Below are 23,611 nucleotides of genomic sequence, written 5' to 3' on the forward strand. Positions count from 1 at the left end.
CGTCTCCCAGTCTGCTCCTCGCCCGGACGGTCCGCGCCGTCAGCGCCGGACCTCGTAGACGAGGTTGAACGGCGTGCTGGCCGCCACGCCGAACCGGTCGAACCCGGCCGCGGTGGCGACGTCGTGGATCCGGGCGGGCCCGGCCTGGGCCCCGAGCGCCATCCCGACGTCCTGCGAGAGCGAGGACGGCGTGCACAGCAACGTCGAGAACCCGTAGAAGGCCCGGCCGATCGGGTGCAGGTTGTCCTCGACCCGGTCGCCCGCGGCGGGTTCGACGACCATCCACGTGCCGTCCTCCGCGAGGGCCTCGCGCACGTGCCGCCCGGCCCCGACCGGGTCGCCCATGTCGTGGAGGCAGTCGAACATCGTCACCAGGTCCAGCCCGGTCTCGTCGAACCCGTCCGCCGTCGCGACGGCGAACCGGACCCGGTCGGCCACCCCCGCCTCGGCCGCCCGCTCGCGCGCGGCCTCGACGGAGGCCTCGTGGTAGTCGTACCCGACGAACGTCGAGGCCGGGAACGCCTGCGCCATGAGGATGGTCGAGGCGCCGAAGCCGCAGCCGACGTCCGCGACCGCGGCACCCCGCTCCAGCTTCTCCACGACGCCGTCGAGCGCCGGGAGCCACGACGGGACGAGGTTCGCGTGGTAGCTCGGGCGGAAGAACCGCTCGGTGCCGGCGTGCACGTCACGGGTGTGCTCGTGCCAGCCGAACCCGGTGCCGCCGCGGGCGGCCTCGACGATGTGCTCCGTGCCGTGCAGCGCCCCGAGCGCCACCTGGAACAGCCCGGGCAGGAACGCGGGGCTGTCCTCGACGGTCAGCGCGACGGCCTTCTCGGGCTCCAGGGAGTACCGGGCCGACGCCGGGTCGTAGGTCACGTAGTCGCCCGCTGCCTGGGCGTTCAGCCACTCGCGCACGTACGGCTCGGCGGTGCCGGTGCGGTCCGCCACCTCGGCGGGGGTGCTCGGTCCGTGCGCCGCGAGGTCGCGGTAGAGCCCCAGCCGGTCGCCCAGCACGACCAGGGCCGTGTTGAGGGTCGCGCCGGCGTCGCCGACCGCGCGGCCGACGAACGCCATGAGGGCGTCCATGTCGATGGTCGGGGCCTCGGTCCGGGGGGTGTCGAGCGTGGTCATGTCCGTCTCCTTCGTCGGGTGCCGGCCCGTCGCCGGCAGCTGGCCCGTCACCCCCTGACGCTAGGAATCGCAGGCCTCCCGCCGCGTCAGGGGCCCCACCTGGTCGTGCGACGGCCGGCCCCCTGGTCGAGACTCGGGGCATGCTCGTGGGGCGCGACGACGAGGTGGCCGCACTGGGGCGGCTCGTCGCCGGGGCACGCCTCGGCCGGGGCGGGGCCGTCGCCGTGCTCGGTGAGCCCGGCATCGGCAAGAGCTCGCTGCTCGCCGACACGGCCGACCGGGCCGCCGGGACGTGTCGTGTGCTGCGGGTCGTCGGGGCGGCGTCGGAGACGGAGATCGCGTTCGCGGGGCTGTCCCAGCTCCTCACTCCCGTGCTCGACCGGGTGGACGCCCTGCCGGACCGGCAGCGGGACGCCCTGCGATCGGCCCTCGCCCTCGGTGCGCCGGCGGACGGCGACCGGCTCGCCGTCGGCGCCGCGACCCTGGGCACGATGACGCGCTGTGCCGAGGAGTCCCCGCTGGTGGTGCTCGTGGACGACCTGCACCTGCTCGACGTGCCGTCCGTGCAGGCCCTGACGTTCGCGGCACGGCGACTGTCCGCCGACCCGGTCGCGATGGTCCTCGCGGGGCGCGACCCGGAGGCCGTAGGGCTCGTCGAGGGCCTTCCCGTGCTACGGCTGGCGGGTGTGGACGAGGAGGACGCGCGGGTCGTGGCCGAGCGCAGCCTCGGGGTGTCGATCCCCCGCGAGCGCCTCGCGGAGCTGTACCGGCGCACGGGCGGCAACCCGCTGGCGCTCGTGGAGCTCGCCGGCGACCCCGACGCCGCGGCGGAGGTGCCCGGGCTGCCGCGGACGGTGCCGGAGGCGGTGGCACGCAGCTTCGAGCACCGCGTCGACCTGCTCCCGGAGACCACCCGGGAGGTGCTGCTCGTCGCCGCGGTCGCGGACGGGGACCTCGCCACGACGACCGCCGCCGCACGGGCCCTCGGGCTCGACGCCGCGGACCTGGGCCCCGCCGAGGACGCGGGGCTGGTGCGGACGACGGCCGGGCGCGTGACGTTCCGGCACCCGCTGCTGCAGTCGGTCGCGTACACGCGGCCGGCCTCCGCACGGCGGCGCGCGGCCCACCGGGCCGTCGCGGACTCGCTGCCGCCCGGGGACGAGGACCGCCGTGCCTGGCACCTCGCGGAGTCCGTGGGCGGCGTGGACGCGGAGGTGGCCGGACTGGTCGAGGCGGCCGCCGAGCGCGCGGTCGACCGCTGGGGGTGCGCCGTGGCGTCGACGAGCTTCGAGCGGGCCGCGGCCCTGAGCATCACGCCCGCCGACCGTGCCGGGCGGCTGGTGCACGCCGCCGAGAACGCCTGGGCCGCGGGGGACGCCCGTCGGGCGCTGGTGCTCCTGGACGAGGTCGCGGCGCTGGGACCGGACGCCGACGTCGAGTTCGCCGCGGACGACCTGCGCGCCACCGTGGCGGTGCACACCGGTTCGCTGCGCCGGGCCCTGGAGATGCTGGTCGACCTCGCCCACCGCGCCCCGGACGCCGAGACCCGGGCACGGCTGCTCGCCGACGGCGTCTACGCCGCGCTGTTCCTCGGGAGCACCCCGACGGCGGCGGAGCTGGCGGACGAGCTCACGGCCACCCTCCCGGCCCTGACGGACCCGGTCTCGCGCGCCGTGACGCTGCTGGCGTGCGGGGTCGCCCATGTGCTGGCCGGGCGCGACGGCGCCGCGGAGTTCCGCGCGGCCGTCCCGCTGCTCGAGGCCGGCGGGGCGCCTCGCGCCGGGGACCTGCGCTGGCCGTGGGTGATGTCGGCGCCCCTGTTCCTGCGGGACGACTCCGGTGAGTCCGCCGTCCGTCCGCGGGTGGCCGAGGCCCGTCGTGCCGCGACGCCGGCGGCGTTGCCGGGGCTGCTGTTCGTCATCGCCCGCTACGAGGCCACGGCCGAGAGCTGGCACCGGGCCGAGGCGGACTACACGCTCGCGATCGAGGTGGCCCGTGAGACCGGCCAGACGACGGAGCTCGCCGCTTCGCTGGCCGGCCGGTGCTGGCTCGCCTCTCACCAGGGGAACGCCGAGCTGTGCCGGTCCGACGCCGAGGCCGCCGTCGACCTGTGCGCGCAGGGCGACATGCAGTTCTTCGCCGCCTGGGTACGGTTCGCCCTCGGCGACCTGGCGCTCTCCGACGGGGACGCGGCCACGGCCGTCGAGGAGCTGTCGGCGCTGCAGCACCTGCTCGCCGGGCAGGGGCTCGCCGACCCGGACCTGTCCCCGGTGCCCGAGCTCGTCGAGGCGCTGGTGCGCACCGGGGACGTGGCCCGGGCCCGGGAGATCGCGCCCCGGTTCGTGGCCGCCGCCGAGGGCAAGGGCATGCCCTGGGCGCTGGCCCGTGCCCGCCGCACCGAGGGCCTGCTGGCCGACGACGACCTCGACAGCCCCTTCCTCGCGGCGTTGGCGCTGCACGCGCGCACGCGCGACGCGTTCGAGACGGCGCGCACGCGGTTGGCCTACGGGGCCCGGCTGCGGCGCACGGGGCGCCGCGTGGACGCCCGCGAGCAGCTCCGCGAGGCGCTGGCCGGTTTCGAGAGCCTGGGGGCGAGGCGGTGGGCCGACCAGACCGCGGCAGAGCTGACGGCGACCGGCGAGACCGTGCGGCGCTCGGGTGCGGGCTGGCAGGCGGAGCTCACTTCCCAGGAGCTGCAGGTGGCCTTGCTGCTGACCGACGGGTCCACCACGCGCGAGGCCGCCGCGGCCCTGTACCTGTCCCCCAAGACGGTCGAGTACCACCTGCGCAAGGTGTACACGAAGCTCGACGTGCACTCCCGCGAGGAGCTCGCCGCGCTGCTGACCGACCACGGATGAACCGTCCTGGTCACGGCCCGCCTGCGCGGTTCCACCCCGCGCTGACGCTACGCTTCCTTCGAACGCCCGTACGCGGCCGCCGTGCCGCCGTCGGGCCCGCAGTCCGCACCGAGGAACACCAGGGAGCCGCACCGCATGGCGCGCAAGAAGGCCGCACCCGTCGCCGACGAGCCGTACGACGAGACGATCGTCGACATCGACGTCGCCGCGGAGATGGAGACGTCGTTCCTCGAGTACGCGTACTCCGTCATCTACTCGCGCGCCCTGCCGGACGCCCGTGACGGCCTCAAGCCCGTCCACCGCCGGATCCTGTACATGATGGCCGACATGGGCCTGCGGCCCGACCGCGCGCACGTGAAGTCCTCGCGCGTCGTCGGCGAGGTCATGGGCAAGCTGCACCCGCACGGCGACGGCGCGATCTACGACGCGCTGGTGCGTCTGGCCCAGGACTTCTCGATGCGCCTGCCGCTGGTGGACGGCCACGGCAACTTCGGCTCGCTCGACGACGGTCCGGCCGCCGCCCGGTACACCGAGGCGCGGCTGGCGGCCCCGTCGATGGCGATGACCGCCGGGCTGGACGAGGACGTCGTCGACTTCGTCCCGAACTACGACAACAAGCTCACCCAGCCCGAGGTGCTGCCCTCGGCCATCCCGAACCTGCTGGTCAACGGGGCGTCCGGGATCGCGGTGGGCATGGCCACGAACATGCCCCCGCACAACCTCACCGAGGTCGTCGCGGCCGCCCAGCACCTGCTGGCGAACCCCGAGGCGACGCTGGACGACGTCATGCGGTTCGTCCCGGGGCCGGACCTGCCCAGCGGCGGCAAGATCATCGGCCTGGACGGCGTGCGCGACGCCTACCGCACCGGCCGCGGCTCCTTCCGCACCCGCGCCACGGCGCGGATCGAGAAGGTCACCGCGCGCCGCCAGGGCATCGTGGTCACCGAGCTTCCGTACACGGTCGGTCCGGAGAAGGTGATCGAGAAGATCGCCGACGGCGTGCGGAACAAGAAGATCCAGGGCGTGACGAACGTCCAGGACCTCACCGACCGGGCGCACGGCATGCGCGTGGTCATCGAGGTCAAGACCGGGTTCGACCCGGAGGCCGTGCTCGAGCAGCTCTACCGCACCACCCCGCTGGAGGACTCCTTCGGCATCAACAACGTCGCGCTCGTCGACGGCCAGCCGCGCCCGCTGGGGCTGCTGGACCTGCTGCAGGTCTGGGTCGACCACCGCATCGACGTGGTGCGTCGCCGGTCGCAGTACCGCCTGGGCAAGCGCCGGGACCGCCTGCACCTCGTCGAGGGTCTGCTCGTGGCGATCCTGGACATCGACGAGGTCATCCAGGTGATCCGCTCCTCGGACGACGCCGCGACCGCGCGCGAGCGCCTGCAGTCGGTGTTCGACCTGTCCGAGCCACAGGCCTCCTACATCCTCGACCTGCAGCTGCGCCGCCTGACGAAGTTCTCCCGCATGGAGCTGGAGTCGGAGAAGTCCCAGCTCGAGCAGGAGATCGCCGAGCTGGAGGCGATCCTCGCCGACGAGGCGCGCCTGCACGGCGTCGTCTCGGACGAGATGGCCGAGGTCGCGGCCACCTACGGCACCCCGCGCCGCACGGTGCTGCTCGACTCGGCCGGCGGGACGGCCCAGTCCGCCGCCGCGGCACCGGCCCGCGGCAAGAAGGCCCCCGCCCTGGACCTGGAGATCAAGGACACCCCCACCCGGGTGCTGCTCTCGGCCACCGGGCTGCTGGCGCGCACGTCCGGCGAGAACGCCGACGCGCCGGTGGAACGTGCCGGACGCCGCCACGCCCACGACGCGCTGCGGTCCGACGTCGCCACGACGGCCCGCTCCGAGATCGGTCTGGTCACCTCGGCCGGGCGCCTGTACAAGGTGTCCGCCCTGGAGCTGCCGGCCCTGCCGAGCGTCGACGGTCCGCCGTCGCTGTCCGGCGGGGTGCCGGTCAGCGAGATGGTGTCGCTGGAGGCCGGCGAGCAGGCGCTGGCCGTGGTGTCGCTGGACGAGGACGCCGCTCCCCTGGCTCTCGGCACCCGCCACGGCGTGGTCAAGCGGGTGCTGCCGGGTGACGCGCCGCGCAACGGCGACGTGTGGGACGTCATCGGCCTCAAGGACGGCGACGCCGTCGTCGGGGCGGCACCGGCCGCGGACGACGACGAGGTGGTCTTCCTCGCCTCGGACGCCAGCCTGCTGCACTTCGAGGCCTCCCTGGTCCGCCCCCAGGGCCGTGCCGCCGCCGGCATGGCCGGCATCCGCCTCGGCGGGGGCCAGCACGTGGTGTTCTTCGGCGTGGCCCGCGCGGCCACGCGCGACCTGCACACGGTGGTGACGGTGGCCGGCACGGCCGGTGCGCTGCCGGGCACGGGCGGCGGCTCGGTGAAGGTCACTCCCTACGAGCTGTACCCGGGCAAGGGCCGCGGGACCGGCGGCGTGCGCGCCCACCGGTTCCTCAAGGGCGAGGACGAGATCGTCCTGGCCTGGGTCGGCGAGGGTCCGGCACGGGCCGTCGGCACGGGCGGCCAGCCGGTCGACCTGCCGGAGGACAACCCCCGCCGTGACGGCTCCGGGGTGCCGCTGGCCGGCCCGGCCGCCGCCATCGGCTGAGGTCCCGTCAGGTCTCGGACGGCGGCTGGTACCGCGCGCGCAGCTCGCGTTCGCGGTCCCGCCGCGGGAACGCCAGCAGCACCAGCAGCGAGCCGAGCAGCACGGCGACGATCCCCGCCAGGTAGGCCCACTGGTCACCCGCGAGGAACGACTCGCGGGCCGCGGCGACGATCTCGTCGCTGTACTGGGGGTACTGCGACGCGATGGACTCGGCCCCGGCGAAGGACTTCTCCAGCGTCGCCTGCGTGCTCGCCGTGAGGTCCGACAGGTCGCTGTCACCGCTGATCGCCGTGGCCATGGAGCTCGCGTACCCGGCGGCCAGCAGGGCGCCGAACGCGGACTGCATGATCGCTCCCCCGAGGTCGCGCTGCAGGTCGGCCGTGCCGGAGGCCATGCCGACGCGCTGCACCGGCACCGAGCCGGTCAGGGAGTTCGACGCCGGGGTCCCGGACAGCCCGACGCCGACGCCGACGAGCAGGTAGGCCAGCCCGACCGCCCAGTAGCCGATGTCCTCGCGCCACAGCAGCAGCATCACGAGGAACCCGAGCAGCACGAAGACGTAGCCGGACAGCATCGTCGCCCGCGAGCCGTGCCGCTCCACGAGCGCGGCCGAGCGGGGCGCGACGAGGACCATTCCCACCGCTCCGGGCAGGATCGCCGCGCCGGCCGCGACGCTCGAGTAGCCGAGCACGTTCTGCATGAAGAGCTGGCCGATGTACATGGCGCCCATGAGCGAGCCGAAGATGATGAGCCCGGCGACGGCCGCGACCCAGAACGTCGGGCGGGCGGCCACCCGCAGGTCGTACAGCGGGTTCTCGGCGCGCAGCTGGCGCAGCACGAACCAGGTGCCGGCCCCGACGACGGTCCCGCCCAGCACGGCGAGCAGTCCGGCCCGGCCCGGGACCGCGAGCAGGTTGATGCCCATGACCAGCGACCCGACGAGCAGGACGGACAGCACCCCGCCGAGGTGGTCGACGGGTTCGACGCTCTCGTTGACGTGGGACGGCACGAGCACGATCGCCATGACGAAGGCGACCGCGGCCAGCGGCACGGTGAGCAGGAACACCGACCCCCACCAGAACTGGGTGAGCGACCAGCCGGCGGCCAGCGGTCCGAGGGCGGCGAAGGCGGCACCGATGCCGGACCACAGGGCGATGGCGCGGGTCCGTCCGGGGCCGGACCACAGCGCGGAGATCAGGGCGAGGGTCGTGGGAAACGCCATGCCCGCGCACAGTCCCCCGCCCAGCCGCGCCACGAACAGCACCTCCACGGACGGCGCCCAGGCCGCGAGCAGGCTGAACGGGACGGTCAGCCCGGTGCCGATCAGCAGCAGGAGCTTGCGCCCGTACCGGTCGCCGACCGCCCCGAGGTAGAGCACCGAGGCGGACAGGCCCAGCGAGTAGCCGACGGCGACGAGGTTGAGCTGGACCTGGGAGGCGTCGAGGGCGTCGCCGATGTCCGGCAGCGCGACGTTGGCGACCGACAGGTTGAGGTTGGCCACGGCCGCCACGAGGATCAGCGTCACGAGCACACGCCCCGTCGGCGCGCGCCGAGCCGTGCCCGACGACGCGCTCCGGGCGGCCCGGCCACCGGCGTCCATGCCGTGAGGCTAGGCACGAACCGGCCCGCTCACGCGTCGGACGCCCGAGGCGGGCATCCCCTCGGGGCCGCAGGACACGCTACGTGGCGTGCGGCCAGGACTGGATCTCGGCCAGCCTTCGCGTCACCCGGTGCCGGGAATGGTCGGACATGACGAGATCGGCCTTGTCCAGGGCCGTCGACAGCGCGGATCGGAACTCCGGCGTCTCGTGGTCGCTGGCAGCCCACTCGCCCTCGGCCAGGTCCGCGCACGTCATCGCGTACTCGTAGCGTCCGACGTCGTGCCACGTGGGGATGATCTCGAGAGCCCGGGCGATCGCCCGCCTCATCTCCGGGTACTCCCCTCGTTGGCTGTGACATCCGGCCATGCTGCGCCAGCTGGCCGCCTCGGCGACGGCACTGCCGTGTGCCGCCAGAGCGGTCGCCCGCTTCCACAACGCCAGTGCCTGGTCGAGGTCACCGGCTCGCTCGCACGCGAGCGCCAGCGTCGCGTACTCCTCCGAGGTCAGACGGCGACCCCTGATCATGCGTTCCAGGAGCAGTGCCTGTTGGACCATCCGCATGCGCTGTGCCTTGATCGCCGCGCGCCGGTCCCAGACCTCGTCCTCGTCCTCTCCCCACCGCAGTTCGTCCTCGTTGACGCCGAGCTCGTGCAGATCGTCCACCTTCTTGAGAAGACGGTCCCGCAGATCGCGCTCCGTGGCCGACCGACGTTCGATGATGCCGTACGCACTGATCAGGAGCGCGAAGACGCTCACGAGGATCGGAACGATGCTCGCGTCCATGACTCAACCCCCCAGGTCGTTCTCGGGACGCGACGAGCGGTGCACCCCGTCGCGGGCACGGTGAGGTCCGTCCCGACGAGAGTAGGTACGGCTGCCGGCACACGCAGGAGGCAGTGCGCGCTTCAGGATGGAGAGCCGGACCGGTGGTCGCGGGTCCTCCCGCCCTCAGCGGGCGAGGGCGGCGGCGATCGTCTCGCCGAGCTCGACCGGCCGCGTGAACATCGGCCAGTGCCCCGTGGGCAGGTCGACGATCTCGTAGTTCCGGTGCCTGGCCAGCTCGGCGACGTAGGGGTGGCCCTGCTCCATCAGCTCGCGCAGCATGCCGGCCGGCATCTCGGAGGCGATGACCGTGGTCGGCACGTCGAGCCGGGACTCGTCGTCGCCCAGCCGGTGCGGCTCGCGCACGGTCCCGCCCGGCTGCGGTACCGCACGCTCACGGAACGCGGCCCGCAGCTCGTCGGTGAGCCCGACGAGCGACGCCTCGTCCATGTCCTCCCAGGCCGGCAGATGGTGGTCGACGACGTCGGCGGGCAGGTCCGCGTCCAGCGCCTGCCCCGAGGCGAGCGGGCCCGAGTCGACGTACACGACGTGCCGGACGCGGCCGGGCCGGGCGTCGGATGCAGCGTAGACCAGCGGGCCGCCGGCGGAGTGGCCCACCAGCACCACGCCGGCATCGGCGGGCAGGGCGTCGATCGCGGCGACGACGGCGTCCACGTGGTCGGCGAGGGTGATGCCGGTCCGGTCGGTGTCCACGGAGTCCATGCCGGGCAGGGTCATCGGGTGCACGGTGTGCCCGGCCGCGACGAGCGTCGGGGTGACGGCGTCCCAGGCGGACGCGTCCAGCCAGAAACCGGGAACGAGGATGATGTCCATGCCGGTGACGTTAGAGGTGTCCCCTGACACCCACGACTATCGACATGCAAACTGCATGCGAATATCATGGTATTCATGTCCACGCTGCAGGTCCGGGACGTCCCGGACGACGTCAAGCGGGTGCTCAAGGCCCGCGCCGCTCGGTCGGGCCAGAGCCTGTCCGAGTTCGTCCTCCAGGAGCTGAGCGAGCTCGCCGGCCGGCCGACCATCAGCGAGCTCACCGACCGCATCCGCGACCGCGGCAGCTACACGCCAGGAGTCGCTGCGGCCGACGTGCTGGCCGCAGCGCGGTCGGAGCGCGAGTGACGCTCGTCCTCGACGCCTCGGTCCTGGCCGAGTTCCTCGTCGGCAGCCCGGCAGGCCGGCGGGCCACGCCTCGGATCCTCGCGGACCGTGACCTGCACATCCCGCACCTGGCGGTCGTCGAGGTCGCGTCCGTCGTCCGAGGGTGGGTTCTGGGCGGTCACCTGCCCGAGCCTCGGGCGCGTGGGGCACTCGACGACCTCGCGGCGCTGCCGGCCGCACGCTGGTCCGCCGAGCCGTTGCTTCCTCGCCTCTGGGCGCTGCGGTCGAACATGACGGCGGACGACGCGACCTACGTGGCACTGGCTGAAGGAGTCGAGGCCACACTCCTGACCGCCGACGCCCGCCTGGTCCGTGCGGCGGAGCAGTTCGGCGAGTGCTCGGTCGAGCTCGTCGACGCGGGCACGGGACGGTGACGGTCGACATGGTGGAATCGGCCGCGTGACCACCTACGAGTTCTCGACCGACCCGAGCCGCCTCGACACCGACTGGATCCACGGGATCCTGTCCGGGACGTTCTGGGCCCGTGGCCGCACGCGCGCCACGATGGACGCCGCCATCGCGGCATCACGCAACTACGGCATGTACGCGGCCGACAGCACGCAGGTCGCCTACGCCCGGGCCGTGACCGACGGCGTCACGTTCGCCTGGGTGGCCGACGTCATCGTCGACCCGGCGCACCGACGCCAGGGACTCGGCACGCAGATCGTGGACGGTCTGATGGCGGACCTCGAGAGCCTCGGGCTGAAGCGTGTGCTGCTCAAGGCCTCCCCCGAGGGGCAGGAGCTCTACCGGCGTGCCGGCTTCGACCGTCTCGACGACCCGGAGACCTGGCTGGGCCGCCGCCTGCGCTGACCGTGCGGAAGACTCCGGGTACGGCGCACCGTCCGTCGGAGCGGCCCGCACCGCGGTCACTCGGCAGAGGCGACGTCCCGCGCGATCTGCCGGGCCCAGGCGTCGATCCGCTCCCAGTCGCGGAAGTCGCCCGCGGGCAGAGGCATCTTCCGGGTGAACCGTTCCGCCAGGCCGATCGGCTTCTCCTCAGGGTCGTAGGCGCCGAAGAACACCTCCTCGCCGCGCGGCTGCAGCAGCTCGCTCAGCTCCGCGAACTCCCGGGGGCGCGCCGCCTCCCGCACGTCACGGCCCTTCTCGTCGACCTCGTCGGTGCCGAGCGGGCCGCTGCTGAACAGCCACACCGGCCGCTGCTTCAGTGCCGACTCGTGCCGCTTGGCGAAGCGGTCGGCGTCCTTCAGCCAGTGGGCCATGTACGCGGCGCCGCCGAGGACCACGGCGTCGTACTCGTCGACCGTGCTGACCTCCTCGACGGGCACGGCGTCGGCGTCGACCCCGTGTTGGCGCAGGGTCGCGGCGATCCGCTCGGCGATCCCCGCCGTGGCACCGTGGCGCGTGGCGTAGGCAACCAGGACGTTCATGGCCGGCTCCTTCTCGACGACGGGGAGCGGACGAGGGGGCAGTTCAACGCTAGCGCCCGACCGGCTGCTCCGCATGGCCCGCCTCGACGGCCCGTCGACGCCAGGGGCGCGACCGCAGGAGGACCCTAGAGCTCGATGCTGAGCAGCCGCGACCCGTGGGTCTTGGTGTAGCCGAGGCTCGCGTACAGGCCGTCGGCGCCGCTGGGGTTGGCGGTGTCGACGTCGAGGCAGGCGTACTCCATGCCGTCGGCCGCGAAGGCCCGCATGCTCGCGAGCAACGCGGCGAGTCCAGCCTTGCGGCCTCGGTAGGCCCGCCGGGTGCCGAGAACCCCCGTGTAGCCGAACGTGTAGCCCCGGGCCTCGAAGTCCTCGGTGAACAGCGCGTTGATGGCGTAGCCGACCACCAGCGGCTCCCCGGCCCGCAGCGCCGCCGCCGTCTCCTCGTCGGTGTGGACGTCGGCCAGCAGCGCCTCGACGTCCGGGGCGTCGTCCACGACGAGGTGGCTCCACTGCGGCGCGAAGCCGGTCCGCCCGCTCGACCACTCCTCGCGGGTCTTGGGCTCGCTGCCCCAGTGGTCCCGGAAGGCGTCGTTGTGCGCCAGACGCGTGGCCTCGTCGAGCTCGACGGAGAAGGGCGCGAGCCGCAGAGAGCCGTCGAGGACGACATCGGGCAGCGGGGCGGCCTCCAGGTCCCGCAGGTCGCGACGCAGGTCGGAGTAGAACCGGCGGGGCTCGAACCCCGCGCGTTCGTACAGACGAAGCTTCGATGCCGGGCCGTCGTCCTCGGCGAACACGCCGATGCGCGCAGGCAGCTCCTTGCCCGACGCCGCGAGCACCTGCCGGGCGCGGGCCACCTGCCAGGCGAACAGCTCGCGGCCGATGCCCTCCCCGCGTCGGGACGGGTGCACCCCGCCGAACAGGAACGCGCGCAGCGTGCGGATGTCGCCGGGCATCGTCTCGACGTGCCCGTAGGCCCGCAGCGCGCCGTCGGCGTCGAACCCGAGGATCGAGTCGTCCTCGAACCGGCGCCACGGCGCGTCGAACAGCTCGGCGATCTCCTCGAGCGTCTCGCGGTAGGGCTCGGCGTCGGCCTCGGCGATGGTGTTGCGCAGGTCGAGCAGCGCCGCGGCGTCGTCGGCGGTGGCCGGACGCCAGGTCAGACCGCCGGCGGTGAGGGCCGGCAGCGTCGCCGGGGCGTCCGCGCGCTCGGCGATGGGCGCGAGGTCGGGTGAGGTCTCCAGGGTGGCCATGTCTGGAGCCTAGGTCTCACCAGGTGTGCGCCGCACCCTGATTTCGCCCGGCCGAACTAGGCTGTTGCGGTGACTTCCACGCTCGACCTCGCCGCCGCCGACGCCCGTTCCGCCGCCCTGCTCGAGGCGCTGCGCACCCGGGTGGTCGTCGGTGACGGCGCCATGGGCACGATGATCCAGGCGGCCGACCCGACCCTGGAGGACTACCAGCAGCTCGAGGGCTGCAACGAGATCCTCAACGTGACCCGCCCGGACATCGTCCGCGGCGTGCACGACGGGTTCCTCGAGGTCGGCGTGGACGCCATCGAGTCGAACACCTTCGGCGCCAACTGGTCGAACCTGTCGGACTACGGCATCGAGGACCGCATCCGCGAGCTGGCCCGTGTCGGCGCGGAGCTGGCCCGCGAGCGCGCCGACGCCTACACCACGCCGGACCACCCGCGCTGGGTGCTGGGGTCGATGGGGCCGGGCACGAAGCTGCCCTCCCTGGGGCACACCACCTACGAGAACCTGCGCGACACGTTCGCCGAGCAGGCCGCCGGGCTGCTGGAGGGCGGCGCGGACGCGATCCTCGTGGAGACCAGCCAGGACCTGCTGCAGACCAAGGCCGCCGTGAACGGCGCGCATCGCGCGATGGACGCCGTCGGGCGCCGCGTGCCGGTGATCGCCTCGGTGACGGTGGAGACCACGGGCACGATGCTCATGGGCTCGGAGATCGGGGCGGCGCTGACGACGCTGCAGTCCGTCGGCGTGGACGCGATCGGCATCAATTGCGCCACCGGCCCGGACCAGATGAGCGAGCACCTGCGCTACCTGTCCAAGCACGCCGAGGTGCCGGTCACCTGCATGCCGAACGCCGGCCTGCCCGAGCTCGGCCCGCACGGCGCGGTCTACCCGCTGACCCCGGACGAGCTGGCGGCGGCGCACAGCCAGTTCGTCGACGAGTTCGGCCTCGGCATGGTGGGCGGCTGCTGCGGCACGACGCCGGAGCACCTGGTGCGCGTCGTCGAGGCGGTGCGCGGCCGCGCGCTGCCGGAGCGCGAGATCGAGCGGACCAGCGGTGTCGCGTCGCTGTACTCGCACACGGACCTGACCCAGGACACGTCGTACCTGGCGATCGGCGAGCGCACCAACGCCAACGGTTCCAAGGCGTTCCGCGAGGCGCTGCTGGAGGGCCGCTGGGACGACATCGTCGACATCGCCCGCGACCAGACGCGGCACGGCGCCCACCTGCTCGACGTCTGCGTCGACTACGTGGGCCGCGACGGCGTCGCCGACATCAAGGAAGTGGTCTCCCGCCTGGCGAGCGCCTCGACGCTGCCGCTGGTCATCGACTCCACCGAGCCGGCCGTCATCCGGGCCGGGCTGGAGCTCGTCGGCGGTCGCGCCGTCGTGAACTCGGTGAACTTCGAGGACGGCGACGGGCCGGACTCCCGGTTCCAGCGGATCATGCCGGTCGTGCGCGAGCACGGTGCCGCCGTCGTCGCGCTGACGATCGACGAGGAGGGCCAGGCCCGCACCACCGAGAAGAAGGTCGCGATCGCCTCCCGCCTCATCGACACCCTCACCCGGGACTGGGGCATGCGGGTGGACGACATCATCGTCGACGCCCTGACGTTCCCCATCGCGACCGGCCAGGAGGAGACCCGCCGGGACGCCATCGAGACGATCGAGGCGATCCGCGAGATCACCCGGCTCTACCCCGGCGTGCACACGACCCTGGGCGTCTCGAACGTGTCCTTCGGGCTCAACGCGGCCGCGCGCACGGTGCTGAACTCGGTGTTCCTGCACGAGGCCACGCGGGCCGGGCTGGACTCCGCCATCGTGCACGCCGCGAAGATCCTGCCGCGCACCGCCATCGACGACGAGCAGTGGCAGGCCGCCGAGGACCTCGTGTGGGACCGGCGGCAGTACGACGACGAGGGCACCCTGACCCACGACCCGCTGTCGCACCTGCTCGAGGTGTTCTCCGGCGTGGACGCCGCGGCGATGCGCGACCAGCGGGCCGCCGAGCTCGCGGCGCTGCCCGTGGGTGAGCGCCTGGAGCGCCGCATCATCGACGGCGCGCGCAAGGGGCTCGAGGAGGACCTGGAGACCGCCCTGGCCGACGGCATGACGGCCCTCGACATCGTCAACACCCACCTGCTGGGCGGCATGAAGGTCGTCGGCGAGCTGTTCGGGTCCGGGCAGATGCAGCTGCCGTTCGTGCTGCAGTCCGCCGAGGTCATGAAGACGGCGGTGGCCCTGCTCGAGCCGCACATGGAGAAGGTCGAGGGCGCCGAGGAGCAGTCCAAGGGCGTCATCGTGCTGGCGACGGTGCGCGGCGACGTGCACGACATCGGCAAGAACCTCGTGGACATCATCCTGACGAACAACGGCTACACGGTGGTCAACATCGGCATCAAGCAGCCGATCTCGGCCATGATCGAGGCCGCCGAGGAGCACGACGCCGACGTCATCGGCATGTCCGGGCTGCTGGTGAAGTCCACCGTGGTGATGAAGGAGAACCTCGAGGAGCTCGTCTCGCGCGGGATGGAGAAGCGCTGGCCGATCCTGCTCGGCGGCGCGGCCCTGACCCGCACCTTCGTCGAGGACGACCTCGCCTCCGCCTTCCCCGGCGTCGTGCGGTACGCCCGCGACGCCTTCGAGGGGCTGCGCCTCATGGAGCCGCTGGTCGCCGTCGCGCGCGGCGCCTCCCCGGACGGCGTCGACCTGCCGGCGCTGCGCAAGCGCCGCCACAACGTCGTCAAGGTGACCGAGACCGCGCCGGAGGACCTGCCCGAGCGGTCCGACGTCGCGACCGACAACACAGTGCCCACTCCCCCGTTCTGGGGCACGCGCGTGGTGAAGGGCATCCAGCTCGCCGACTACGCCGCGTTCCTCGACGAGCGCGCCACCTTCATGGGCCAGTGGGGCCTCAAGCCCGGCCGCGGCGAGGACGGGGCGTCGTACGAGGAGCTCGTCGAGACCGAGGGTCGGCCGCGGCTGTCCCAGTGGCTCGACACGATCCGCACCGACCAGATCATGGACCCGACCGTCGTCTACGGATACTTCCCCGTGTGGTCCGAGGGCGACGACATCGTCGTGGCGCACCACGGGCCCGGCCTGGCCGGCATCGGGGCGCCCGACGGCGGATCCGGCGGCGAGCCGGGGACCGAGCGGCTGCGCTTCACCTTCCCGCGGCAGAAGCGCGACCGGCACCTGTGCCTGGCCGACTTCGTCCGGCCCAAGGCGTGGGTCGAGGAGACCGGCCGCTTCGACGTGCTGCCCGTCCAGCTCGCCACCGTCGGCGAGCCGGTGTCCGCTTACACGGCGAAGCTGTTCGCCGAGAACAAGTACCGCGAGTACATGGAGCTGCACGGGCTGTCCGTGCAGCTCACCGAAGCTCTGGCCGAGTTCTGGCACTCCCGGGTGCGCGCCGAGCTCGGGTTCGGCGAAGAGGACCCGCGGGACGTCGAGGGCATGTTCAAACTGGAGTACCGCGGGGCGCGGATGTCACTCGGCTACCCGGCCTGCCCAGACATGGAGGACCGCCGGAAGGTCGTCGAGCTGCTGCGGCCCGAACGGGTGGGCGTGACGCTGAGCGACGAGCTGCAGCTGCACCCGGAGCAGTCGACGGACGCGTTCGTGATGCATCACCCCGAGGCGAAGTATTTCTCCGTGTGACACCAGTCCCTGCCGTGAGTGCCACTGACTAACTCTTCTGCCTCGAGCGGGCTCGTCTATCGGCAAGGTCACCGTCGCTGGAATAACCATCGCCCCTTTCGGACCTCGGTGACTCCCTGCGTGCGGTCAGACGCTCGCGGACCGCAACCGTCCACGGCCAGAAGTCTTGCAGATGCGCCGATGCACAACCAGGCAGATCGACTAAGCGCCGCATGCTGACCCCAGCAGCCCCGTCGCCGCTGGATCGCCTGAGCCCCCACCCCGCGACGCGTGGGATTCGTCCAAGCAGGCTCGCCCCCCAAGGGATACCATCGGTTCGGAGCGTACAGGTTGCGGGCACAACACGACGATTCATGAGGACAATGATGTCATTTGACCTAGGTTATGCCGCGTTGGAACAGATTCTCGCCGACGAACGCAACGGAACTGAACAGGCGAGCGAACGCAATGAAGCCCAGACACGATTCGACCTAATTGATCACATTCTGAAGGACGTACTTAACTGGCCGCAGGAAAGCATCAGAGTCGAGCAACATGTTCACACAGGATTCACCGACTACGAACTTCATGACGTTGGCACCATCGCAATCCTCGAAGCGAAGCGGGAGGGCATCGGATTCACGATCCCGGCGGACATCCCCTCGGGCACCTGCAGGATAGAGCCCCTTGTTACAGATCCTCGAAATCGGGCATTGAAAGACGCCATGATGCAGGTGATGCAGTATGCGAGCGCGAGGGGCACGGCACCATGCATTGTTTCCAACGGGAATCAATGGGTAGCCTTTCTGGGTAGCAGGAATGATGGCGTTCCGCCACTCGAAGGCAAGGCTCTAGTGTTTCCAGATCTAGAATCAATACGAGATTCCTTCTTGACATTTCATGGCTGTCTGTCCGAGCCTGGAATTCGTGCCCGTCGCCTTTTCTCCGAACTCAGCATTGGCGCCATGGCGCCTCCGTCCCCCTTATCGGCCGGGATAAGCGGATACCCCGGCACCAAGAGCCGCAACACCGTACAATCAACTCTACAAATTCTTGGCCAAGTCCTTCTAGAAGACATGCCGCAAGAGGAAAAATATAGCGAGCTCTTCCTAGAGCAATGTTATGCGACTAGCGGAGCCCTTTCCTCCTACGCACAAGTCTCCAAAGAGCTCCTCAAGAGCCGAAATGCTGCCCTCCTGAGTCAACTCGGGGCCGTCGAGGCGCCCGCCGCGTCGAAGAAGGGAGTCAATCCTGAGATATCGGCAGAAGCGCTGGCGGCTGCCGCCGCCCATCGACCGATTGTCCTCCTTGGCGGAGTCGGAGTCGGCAAGAGCACCTTCATTCAGCACCTTATTTCAGTAGACGCCAAGGCAGTTTTCCAGAACGCCATTGCCATAATGGTCGATTACGGAAAAGGCGCAACTTTCACGAGTCCCACCGAATTTGCGATAGAACAGATTCACTCTTCCCTGCTCGAAGAGCACGGTATTGACGTTGAGGACAGGGATTTCGTTAACGACCTGTACCGCAAGGAGCTTGCTCGATTCGACCATGGAATTTATGGTGAACTCAAGGAGGCGGCGCCAAACGAGTACGTTGTTCGCCGAATCGAGCATCTGGATAAGTTCGTATCGGATCGGAGCGCGCACCTGCGCCGGTCGATTGAAAGGATCTCTAAGAGTCACCGAAAGCAGGTGATCATATTTCTTGATAACGTCGATCAGCGCGATCACGAAGACCAGAACAAGGTATTCCTGGCGGCCAACGAACTCGCGGCGAACTGGCAAGCTACGGTGTTTGTTGCACTCCGCCCCGAGACGTACTACGAGTCATTAAGGTATGGTGCGGTCTCGGGGTACCATCCGCGAGTGTTTTCTATTTCTCCGCCTCGGTCCGACGTCATGCTTAAGAAGCGAATCAAGTTCGCTCTCGACGTCCTAGAATCGGGTAGTGACGCGCGAACCTCTACGGGCGTTGGCTTCGAGAGCGAGAACTTGGAAAGATTTCTCAATGTTCTCGATGTGAACTTCTCTAGAAATCGCCCTCTAATGACTCTCATCGACAATCTTGCAGGTGGCAATATGCGCCGCGCGCTTGATTTTGTGACACAATTCATTGGAAGCGGGCATGTCGACACTGAAAAGATCATCGCAATCGAGCGACAAACGCCTGGCGAATACTATATCCCCTTGCACGAGTTTCTTCGTTCGCTGCTACACGGTGATGGAGAATACTATGATCCTCAAGTTTCCCCGATCGCAAATCTATACGCGCTCGACCGCCCTGTTGCGGCCTGCCACTTCCTGATTCCCATTTCGCTTAGATATGCACGCCTGCGGGGCGACGCCAAAGATAGCTCCGGCTTCGTCGAACTCGCCGACCTATATCAGCACCTCCAGGGGTTAGGCTTCGAGGAGGATGCAATAACCTTTGCGCTCTCGCAGCTTGGCCATCATCGCCTTGTTGAAGCTCCTCTCGATGACTTCGACCCAAGAAAGACTGACCGCGCGCGAGTCACTACCGTTGGTGCATACACTCTACTAAATCTCCCGCGACTATTTACTTACAACGACGCCGTGGTCGTGGATACGCCGATACTCACGCGAGACGTCCGGCACCACATTTTGGACACCTACAACCTTGCCGACCGTATCGCGCGCGCCAAGTTGTTTAGGGAGTATTTGGATCAATGCTGGACCGATTCAGGCCTCGCCGAAACCGAGTGGGAGTGGCCGGCTGTTTCGATCGCACTTCAAAAGGACATCGATGCGGTCGCTCGTCGTGCTGGCATCGCCAACTCTCACGAGACACAATGATCATTCGGTTGCCGCGTTTGCAGGCTCTCTTGGGGTGGTTCGAGGCACCACTCGTCGTCAAGGGATGCACGGGACCGGCGTCAAGTACGCGATCATAGAAGGATGCCGCCCCGCCACGGAATCATCGTCAGCCCGTCCCTGACGATCCCCCGGGGCGAGCTGACCGAGCGATTCTCGCGGTCCTCCGGACCCGGCGGGCAGGGCGTGAACACCACTGACTCCCGGGTGGAGCTGTCCTGGGACGTCGGCCGCTCGGCGGTGCTGAGCCGCGTCCAGCGGGAGCGGATCGTCGCCAGGACGGGTCATCGCCTGGTCGACGGCGTCCTGACGGTCACTGCCTCCGAGCATCGCGAGCAGCGCCGGAACCGGGACGCGGCCGCGCACCGCCTGGCAGTGCTCGTCGCTGACGCCGTCGCGCCGCCTGGCCCCGCGCGTCGTGCCACCCGGCGCACCCGCGGGTCCCAGGAACGACGGCTGAAGGCCAAGAAGCAGCGGTCCGCGACGAAGCGGATGCGCTCGTCCCGGCCGTCACGGGACGACTGACCGAGGTCACCTCTGGCGCTTTACATACATCGCCGTATGATACAAGCGTGACCGCTAATCCGGGGATGTTCTTCTACGGCCGCTCCGACATCGTCGCGGCGCTGACGCAGCACCTCGATGCGGTCCGCGCGCAGGGCCAAGGGCGCATCGTCGCGATGCGAGGCCGCCGCCAGGTCGGCAAGTCCACGGCGGTCGACACCTTCGTGCGCGGTACCGACGTGCCGTACGTCTTCGCCGCAGGGACTCTCGGCGCACCGACGCGCACCCAGGTCGCCGACGCCACGGAGGCGCTCACGTCGTCGACCAGACCGCTCCCCGGCACCGAGGTCACCCAAGGCCTCTCCCTGCAGACGTGGCGCGACTGGTTCCGGGCGATCGAGGTCGCGGCACGTCAGGGGCCGGCAGTCGTCGTGCTCGACGAGTTCCCGTGGGCCGTCGCCGCCGACCCGTCGCTCGAAGGCACTCTCCAGAACGTCTGGGACCAGACGCTGGAGCACCTGCCCGTGCTGGTCGTCCTGGTGGGGTCCGACGTCGCGATGATGGACCGGCTGTCCGAGTACGGCCGCGCCCTGTACGGCCGTGTCCGCCCCCTCGTCGTCGACCCGCTCAACCCCGCGGAGATCGCCCAGGCACTTCCGGACGCAACCCCGACCGAGATCTTCGACGCCTACCTCGTGACAGGCGGCTACCCGCGCCTCGTCACGGACCTCGCCCGGTCCGACGGCGGCGTCTCGCAGTATGTGGCCGACTCCTTCGCCGACCTGTACAGCCCGCTCGTCTCGACCGCCCGGTTCACCCTGGACGCGGAGTTCCCCGACTCCCCCGCGGCGGCGCGCGTGCTGTCGACGATCGGCGCGAACGAGACCACGGCACCTCGGTTCAACGACCTCATCCCCGCCGGCCTCGAGGACGCCGAGGTCACCCGGTACCAGACCGCCGCCACCCGGGCGCTGCGCGTCCTGACCGACGACAAGCGACTCGTCACCACGGAGAAGCCGGTGTGGGCTCCCGAGAAGGGGCGATTGCGCCGGTATCGCGTCACCGACCCCTACCTGCGGTTCTGGTTCCGCTACGTCGACCCCAGCCTCGAGCTGATCTCTCGCGGACGGGCCGACCACGCCTTCGAACGCTTCGAGCGGGACTGGTCGTCCTGGCGGGGACGCAGCATCGAGCCCGTCGTCCGCGAGTCGCTCGCCCGCCTGGCGTCCGACGACCCGCGGCTCCAGAGCGTCGAGGACGTCGGCGCCTGGTGGACCCGTGACGGGCAGACCGAGGTGGACGTCGCAGCGGTCTCCCGGGAACGCACCGTCCTGCTGGGAACCATCAAATGGCGCCCGGACGGCGAGATCTCGCGGCGGGAGGTCGAACACCTGCGCGCCGCGGCCGGCAAGGTTCCGCGCAGCGCCGACGCTCTTCTCGCCGCCATCAGCCCCGACGGAGGACCGGTCGAGGGCGCGGACCTCACCTACGGCGCGGCGGACCTGCTTGCCGGCTGGCAGGCCTGACCGCGGCGTGGCGGGTGTGCTTCATACGGCCCACCCGCGGCGAGCCCGCCCTCCAGGGTGCGTGGCGTCAGTCGACGATCTCCAGGCCGGTCTCGTCCGCCGCCTCCTGGACGCCGCCGGCGTTGACGACGTCCTCGAAGCCCTGGGCCTTGAGGAAGTCGAGCGCGGCGCCGGCGCGGTTGCCCGAGCGGCAGTACAGGACGTAGGAGCCGTTCGGGTCCAGTTCGGCGAGCTGCTGGGTGGCGTCGGGCGACTGGACGTCGATGTTGAGCGCGCCCTCCAGGTGACCGCCGGCGAACTCGGCCGGGGTGCGGACGTCGATCACCGTCGTCCCGGCATCCAGCGTCGTGGTCTCACCGTCACCCGACGGCGCGCACGCGGCGAGTGCCACGGTGCCCGTCAGCGCCAGCCCGATTCCCAGCATCGACATCTTGAACATGCCCTACTACTCCCGTCAGTCGTCGCACGGAGCGATCACCCCGTCCCGGAGCATACTACTAGATACCCCCTGGGGTATCTAGGAAGCCGTGATCGATGAGTCTCCGCCCCTCCGCCGGTCCCATGCTTGAACGGATTACCGGGAGGATTCCATGGGCATCATCCAGAGCGAGCTGTTCGCCACCCTCGACCTCGTGGGCCAGTCCCCCGGCAGCCCGGACGAGGATCCCGACGGGTTCGCGTTCGGCGGCTGGCAGGCCCCACTGCTCGATGAGGTCACCGGCGCCGAGGTCGCCGCGGCCTACGCGGGGATCGACGCGCTGCTACTCGGACGACGGACCTACGACATCTTCGCCGCGTACTGGCCACACCAGGAGGGCGGGCAGGACGACGACATCGCGACGTTGTTCAACCGCGTGCCGAAGTACGTCGCCTCCCGCGGCACGCCAGACCTGACCTGGGCCGGGTCCACGCTGCTCGGCCCGGACCTCCCGCGCGCCGTCGGCGAGGTGCGCGACCGGCACGAGCAGGTCCGCGTCGTCGGGAGTCTCGACCTGCTGCGGACGCTGCTGCGGGAGCGGCTGGTCGACCGACTGGACCTGTGGGTGCACCCGATCGTGCTCGGCGTCGGCAAGAAGGTGTTCGACGGTGGCGAAGTGCCGACGAGCTTCACCCTGCTCGACCCGCCGACAGCGAGTCCGCGGGGCGTGGTGCACCTGCGCTACGGCCTCGTCGAGGGCACCCCGGCGACGGGCGACATGGACGCACCGGACCGAGGAGTCGGCTGATCACGGCTCGTCGACGCTCGCGTCGCGACGGGCCGGCGTGCCATCATCCCTGGTCATGACCGGATCGCAGTCGCTCCGCGAGCTCACGCCCGTCCAAGGTTTCCTCCTGGGCGCCGGCGCGGCCGTCGTCGGACTGCTCCCCTGGATCCTGGTCGGATGGCAGCCATCGTGGCCGACCTACCCGAACACGCCCGACCTCTTCGTCGGCACGTTCCTACCGTTCGCGCCGGACCTCCTCGCGCTCATGCTCGGGGTCGTCGTCCTGCCCGGCGCGATCGTCGGGGTCGTCCTCCGCCCGCGGACCGCAGGGATGCCGGGGCGCGTCGACGCCGCCGCGACCGCCGGACTGGTCCTGGTCATCGCCTTGGCGGCACTGCAGAGCGTCGCGGCGACGGTGCCGAGGCTCCGCCCGGAGACGTCCGGTCTGCTCGATGTCGCTGTCGGTCTGACAGCCGTGGCCGTCGCGCTCGTGCTCTCCGCCCTCGTCTCCCGGGTGCTGGCCCACCGCACGGTGCCGGCCGCCACCGTCGCCGCAGCGGTCGGTGCCGTGGCCGCCGGGTACTGGCTGCAGAGCGTCCTGCGCATCACGTGGACGTGGGGGCTTCAGCTCGCGGACGGAGTCATCACCACGCTCGCCGTCATCACGCAGGTCACACCCGCCGTCCTCCTCGGAGTCGCCCTGGCGTGGTGCGGCTGGACGCCTCGACGCCGGCTCTGGGCCTGGACGGTCGCCCTGCTGATCTTCGGGGTCGGTCAAGCCGTTCTGGACGCGGCGACGTACTGGTTCGTCATCGCGCGGTCGCCGGGTTCGGCGAGCCCCGCGCAGTACGTCGGCGTCGCTCTGGACGGCCTGGTCTGGAGCCTGCCGTTCGCCGCTGTGGCAATCCTGGTCGGCGTCGTGGGCCGGCTCGTCGCACCCCGTGCCCGGCGGCGCTACCGCGAGACAGCGAACACCGCCCCGACCGCGTGAGCCCGCTCCAGCCGCCCGCCGAGCATCACGACGCCGGCGCCACGCGGTGTGA

The 23,611-nt window shown here is 70.8% G+C and carries 18 protein-coding genes; 11 read left to right on the top strand and 7 right to left on the bottom strand.

Annotated features, from left to right (window positions below):
* Positions 1–39: 39 nt before the first annotated feature.
* Positions 40–1,131 carry a class I SAM-dependent methyltransferase gene (locus tag Q6350_RS10205; protein WP_304607056.1) on the bottom strand — a complete coding sequence of 364 codons (1,092 nt, stop codon included), beginning with the start codon at positions 1,129–1,131 and terminating at the stop codon, positions 40–42.
* Positions 1,132–1,271: 140 nt separating this feature from the next.
* Here Q6350_RS10205 and Q6350_RS10210 point away from each other — a divergent pair, with 140 nt between their 5' ends.
* Both Q6350_RS10210 and Q6350_RS10215 read left to right on the top strand, forming a co-directional pair.
* On the top strand, positions 1,272–3,989 hold the full coding sequence (locus Q6350_RS10210) for an AAA family ATPase (RefSeq protein WP_305066085.1): 2,718 nt from the start codon (positions 1,272–1,274) through the stop codon (positions 3,987–3,989).
* Positions 3,990–4,124: 135 nt separating this feature from the next.
* Positions 4,125–6,611, top strand: coding sequence for a DNA topoisomerase (ATP-hydrolyzing) subunit A (locus Q6350_RS10215; protein WP_305066087.1), 2,487 nt, complete (start codon positions 4,125–4,127; stop codon positions 6,609–6,611).
* A 7-nt stretch (positions 6,612–6,618) separates the two neighbouring features.
* On the opposite strand, the gene Q6350_RS10220 is transcribed toward Q6350_RS10215, so the two are convergent.
* The 3 genes from Q6350_RS10220 to Q6350_RS10230 form a co-directional block, all read right to left on the bottom strand.
* A complete protein-coding gene (locus tag Q6350_RS10220; RefSeq protein ID WP_305066088.1) occupies positions 6,619–8,211 on the bottom strand; it encodes an MFS transporter in 1,593 nt (530 codons plus the stop codon).
* A 79-nt stretch (positions 8,212–8,290) separates the two neighbouring features.
* Positions 8,291–8,995, bottom strand: coding sequence for a hypothetical protein (locus Q6350_RS10225; protein WP_305066089.1), 705 nt, complete (start codon positions 8,993–8,995; stop codon positions 8,291–8,293).
* A gap of 165 nt (positions 8,996–9,160) precedes the next feature.
* Positions 9,161–9,868, bottom strand: a complete 708-nt coding sequence (locus Q6350_RS10230; RefSeq protein WP_304607051.1) for an alpha/beta fold hydrolase — start codon at positions 9,866–9,868, stop codon at positions 9,161–9,163.
* A 75-nt stretch (positions 9,869–9,943) separates the two neighbouring features.
* Here Q6350_RS10230 and Q6350_RS10235 point away from each other — a divergent pair, with 75 nt between their 5' ends.
* From Q6350_RS10235 to Q6350_RS10245, 3 genes are read left to right on the top strand one after another with little or no spacing between them, the layout of a single operon-like run.
* A complete protein-coding gene (locus tag Q6350_RS10235; protein WP_304607050.1) occupies positions 9,944–10,174 on the top strand; it encodes a hypothetical protein in 231 nt (76 codons plus the stop codon).
* Positions 10,171–10,587: a type II toxin-antitoxin system VapC family toxin gene (locus Q6350_RS10240; protein ID WP_304607049.1), complete on the top strand. Its 417-nt coding sequence runs from the start codon at positions 10,171–10,173 to the stop codon at positions 10,585–10,587. Before Q6350_RS10235 ends, Q6350_RS10240 begins: the two co-directional genes overlap by 4 nt.
* Positions 10,588–10,612: 25 nt before the next feature.
* Positions 10,613–11,026, top strand: a complete 414-nt coding sequence (locus Q6350_RS10245) for a GNAT family N-acetyltransferase (RefSeq protein ID WP_304607048.1) — start codon at positions 10,613–10,615, stop codon at positions 11,024–11,026.
* Positions 11,027–11,082: 56 nt separating this feature from the next.
* Here the strand turns inward: Q6350_RS10245 and Q6350_RS10250 are convergent, their stop codons facing one another.
* On the bottom strand, positions 11,083–11,604 hold the full coding sequence (locus Q6350_RS10250; protein WP_305066092.1) for a flavodoxin domain-containing protein: 522 nt from the start codon (positions 11,602–11,604) through the stop codon (positions 11,083–11,085).
* A 125-nt stretch (positions 11,605–11,729) separates the two neighbouring features.
* A complete protein-coding gene (locus tag Q6350_RS10255) occupies positions 11,730–12,854 on the bottom strand; it encodes a GNAT family N-acetyltransferase (RefSeq protein ID WP_305066093.1) in 1,125 nt (374 codons plus the stop codon).
* Between the two features lie 69 nt (positions 12,855–12,923).
* On the opposite strand from Q6350_RS10255, the gene metH reads away from it, so the two are divergent.
* The 4 genes from metH (at position 12,924) to Q6350_RS10275 (ending at position 21,363) form a co-directional block, all read left to right on the top strand.
* Complete coding sequence (metH, locus tag Q6350_RS10260; RefSeq protein ID WP_305066094.1) at positions 12,924–16,520, top strand: methionine synthase; 3,597 nt, start codon at positions 12,924–12,926, stop codon at positions 16,518–16,520.
* A gap of 392 nt (positions 16,521–16,912) precedes the next feature.
* Positions 16,913–19,315, top strand: a complete 2,403-nt coding sequence (locus Q6350_RS10265; RefSeq protein ID WP_305066095.1) for a hypothetical protein — start codon at positions 16,913–16,915, stop codon at positions 19,313–19,315.
* Between the two features lie 102 nt (positions 19,316–19,417).
* Positions 19,418–19,858, top strand: coding sequence for an alternative ribosome rescue aminoacyl-tRNA hydrolase ArfB (arfB, locus tag Q6350_RS10270; RefSeq protein WP_305066097.1), 441 nt, complete (start codon positions 19,418–19,420; stop codon positions 19,856–19,858).
* Between the two features lie 47 nt (positions 19,859–19,905).
* Entirely contained in the window at positions 19,906–21,363 is a 1,458-nt protein-coding gene (locus tag Q6350_RS10275) for a DUF234 domain-containing protein (protein ID WP_305066098.1), read from the top strand.
* A gap of 67 nt (positions 21,364–21,430) precedes the next feature.
* On the opposite strand, the gene Q6350_RS10280 is transcribed toward Q6350_RS10275, so the two are convergent.
* Positions 21,431–21,802 (bottom strand): rhodanese-like domain-containing protein, encoded by a 372-nt coding sequence (locus Q6350_RS10280; protein WP_304604183.1) that lies wholly within the window; start codon positions 21,800–21,802, stop codon positions 21,431–21,433.
* A gap of 151 nt (positions 21,803–21,953) precedes the next feature.
* Between Q6350_RS10280 and Q6350_RS10285 the strand changes: the two genes are divergently transcribed.
* The gene (locus Q6350_RS10285; protein WP_304604184.1) at positions 21,954–22,589 is read left to right on the top strand and encodes a dihydrofolate reductase family protein; all 636 of its coding nucleotides are present in this window, start codon (positions 21,954–21,956) and stop codon (positions 22,587–22,589) included.
* Positions 22,590–22,644: 55 nt separating this feature from the next.
* A complete protein-coding gene (locus Q6350_RS10290; protein ID WP_304604185.1) occupies positions 22,645–23,559 on the top strand; it encodes a hypothetical protein in 915 nt (304 codons plus the stop codon).
* Positions 23,560–23,611: the final 52 nt, after the last annotated feature.

The sequence above is a fragment of the Isoptericola sp. b515 genome (genome assembly GCF_030588125.1).
Lineage (GTDB): Bacteria > Actinomycetota > Actinomycetes > Actinomycetales > Cellulomonadaceae > Isoptericola > Isoptericola sediminis.

What these genes read in the sequence shown, in the direction of transcription:
- Q6350_RS10205 (WP_304607056.1), bottom strand. Translation starts at nt 1,131, where the DNA reads ATGACCACGCTCGACACCCCCCGGACCGAGGCCCCGACCATCGACATG.
- Q6350_RS10210 (WP_305066085.1), top strand. Translation starts at nt 1,272, where the DNA reads ATGCTCGTGGGGCGCGACGACGAGGTGGCCGCACTGGGGCGGCTCGTC.
- Q6350_RS10215 (WP_305066087.1), top strand. Translation starts at nt 4,125, where the DNA reads ATGGCGCGCAAGAAGGCCGCACCCGTCGCCGACGAGCCGTACGACGAG.
- Q6350_RS10220 (WP_305066088.1), bottom strand. Translation starts at nt 8,211, where the DNA reads ATGGACGCCGGTGGCCGGGCCGCCCGGAGCGCGTCGTCGGGCACGGCT.
- Q6350_RS10225 (WP_305066089.1), bottom strand. Translation starts at nt 8,995, where the DNA reads ATGGACGCGAGCATCGTTCCGATCCTCGTGAGCGTCTTCGCGCTCCTG.
- Q6350_RS10230 (WP_304607051.1), bottom strand. Translation starts at nt 9,868, where the DNA reads ATGGACATCATCCTCGTTCCCGGTTTCTGGCTGGACGCGTCCGCCTGG.
- Q6350_RS10235 (WP_304607050.1), top strand. Translation starts at nt 9,944, where the DNA reads ATGTCCACGCTGCAGGTCCGGGACGTCCCGGACGACGTCAAGCGGGTG.
- Q6350_RS10250 (WP_305066092.1), bottom strand. Translation starts at nt 11,604, where the DNA reads ATGAACGTCCTGGTTGCCTACGCCACGCGCCACGGTGCCACGGCGGGG.
- Q6350_RS10255 (WP_305066093.1), bottom strand. Translation starts at nt 12,854, where the DNA reads ATGGCCACCCTGGAGACCTCACCCGACCTCGCGCCCATCGCCGAGCGC.
- arfB (WP_305066097.1), top strand. Translation starts at nt 19,418, where the DNA reads ATGCCGCCCCGCCACGGAATCATCGTCAGCCCGTCCCTGACGATCCCC.
- Q6350_RS10280 (WP_304604183.1), bottom strand. Translation starts at nt 21,802, where the DNA reads ATGTTCAAGATGTCGATGCTGGGAATCGGGCTGGCGCTGACGGGCACC.
- Q6350_RS10285 (WP_304604184.1), top strand. Translation starts at nt 21,954, where the DNA reads ATGGGCATCATCCAGAGCGAGCTGTTCGCCACCCTCGACCTCGTGGGC.
- Q6350_RS10290 (WP_304604185.1), top strand. Translation starts at nt 22,645, where the DNA reads ATGACCGGATCGCAGTCGCTCCGCGAGCTCACGCCCGTCCAAGGTTTC.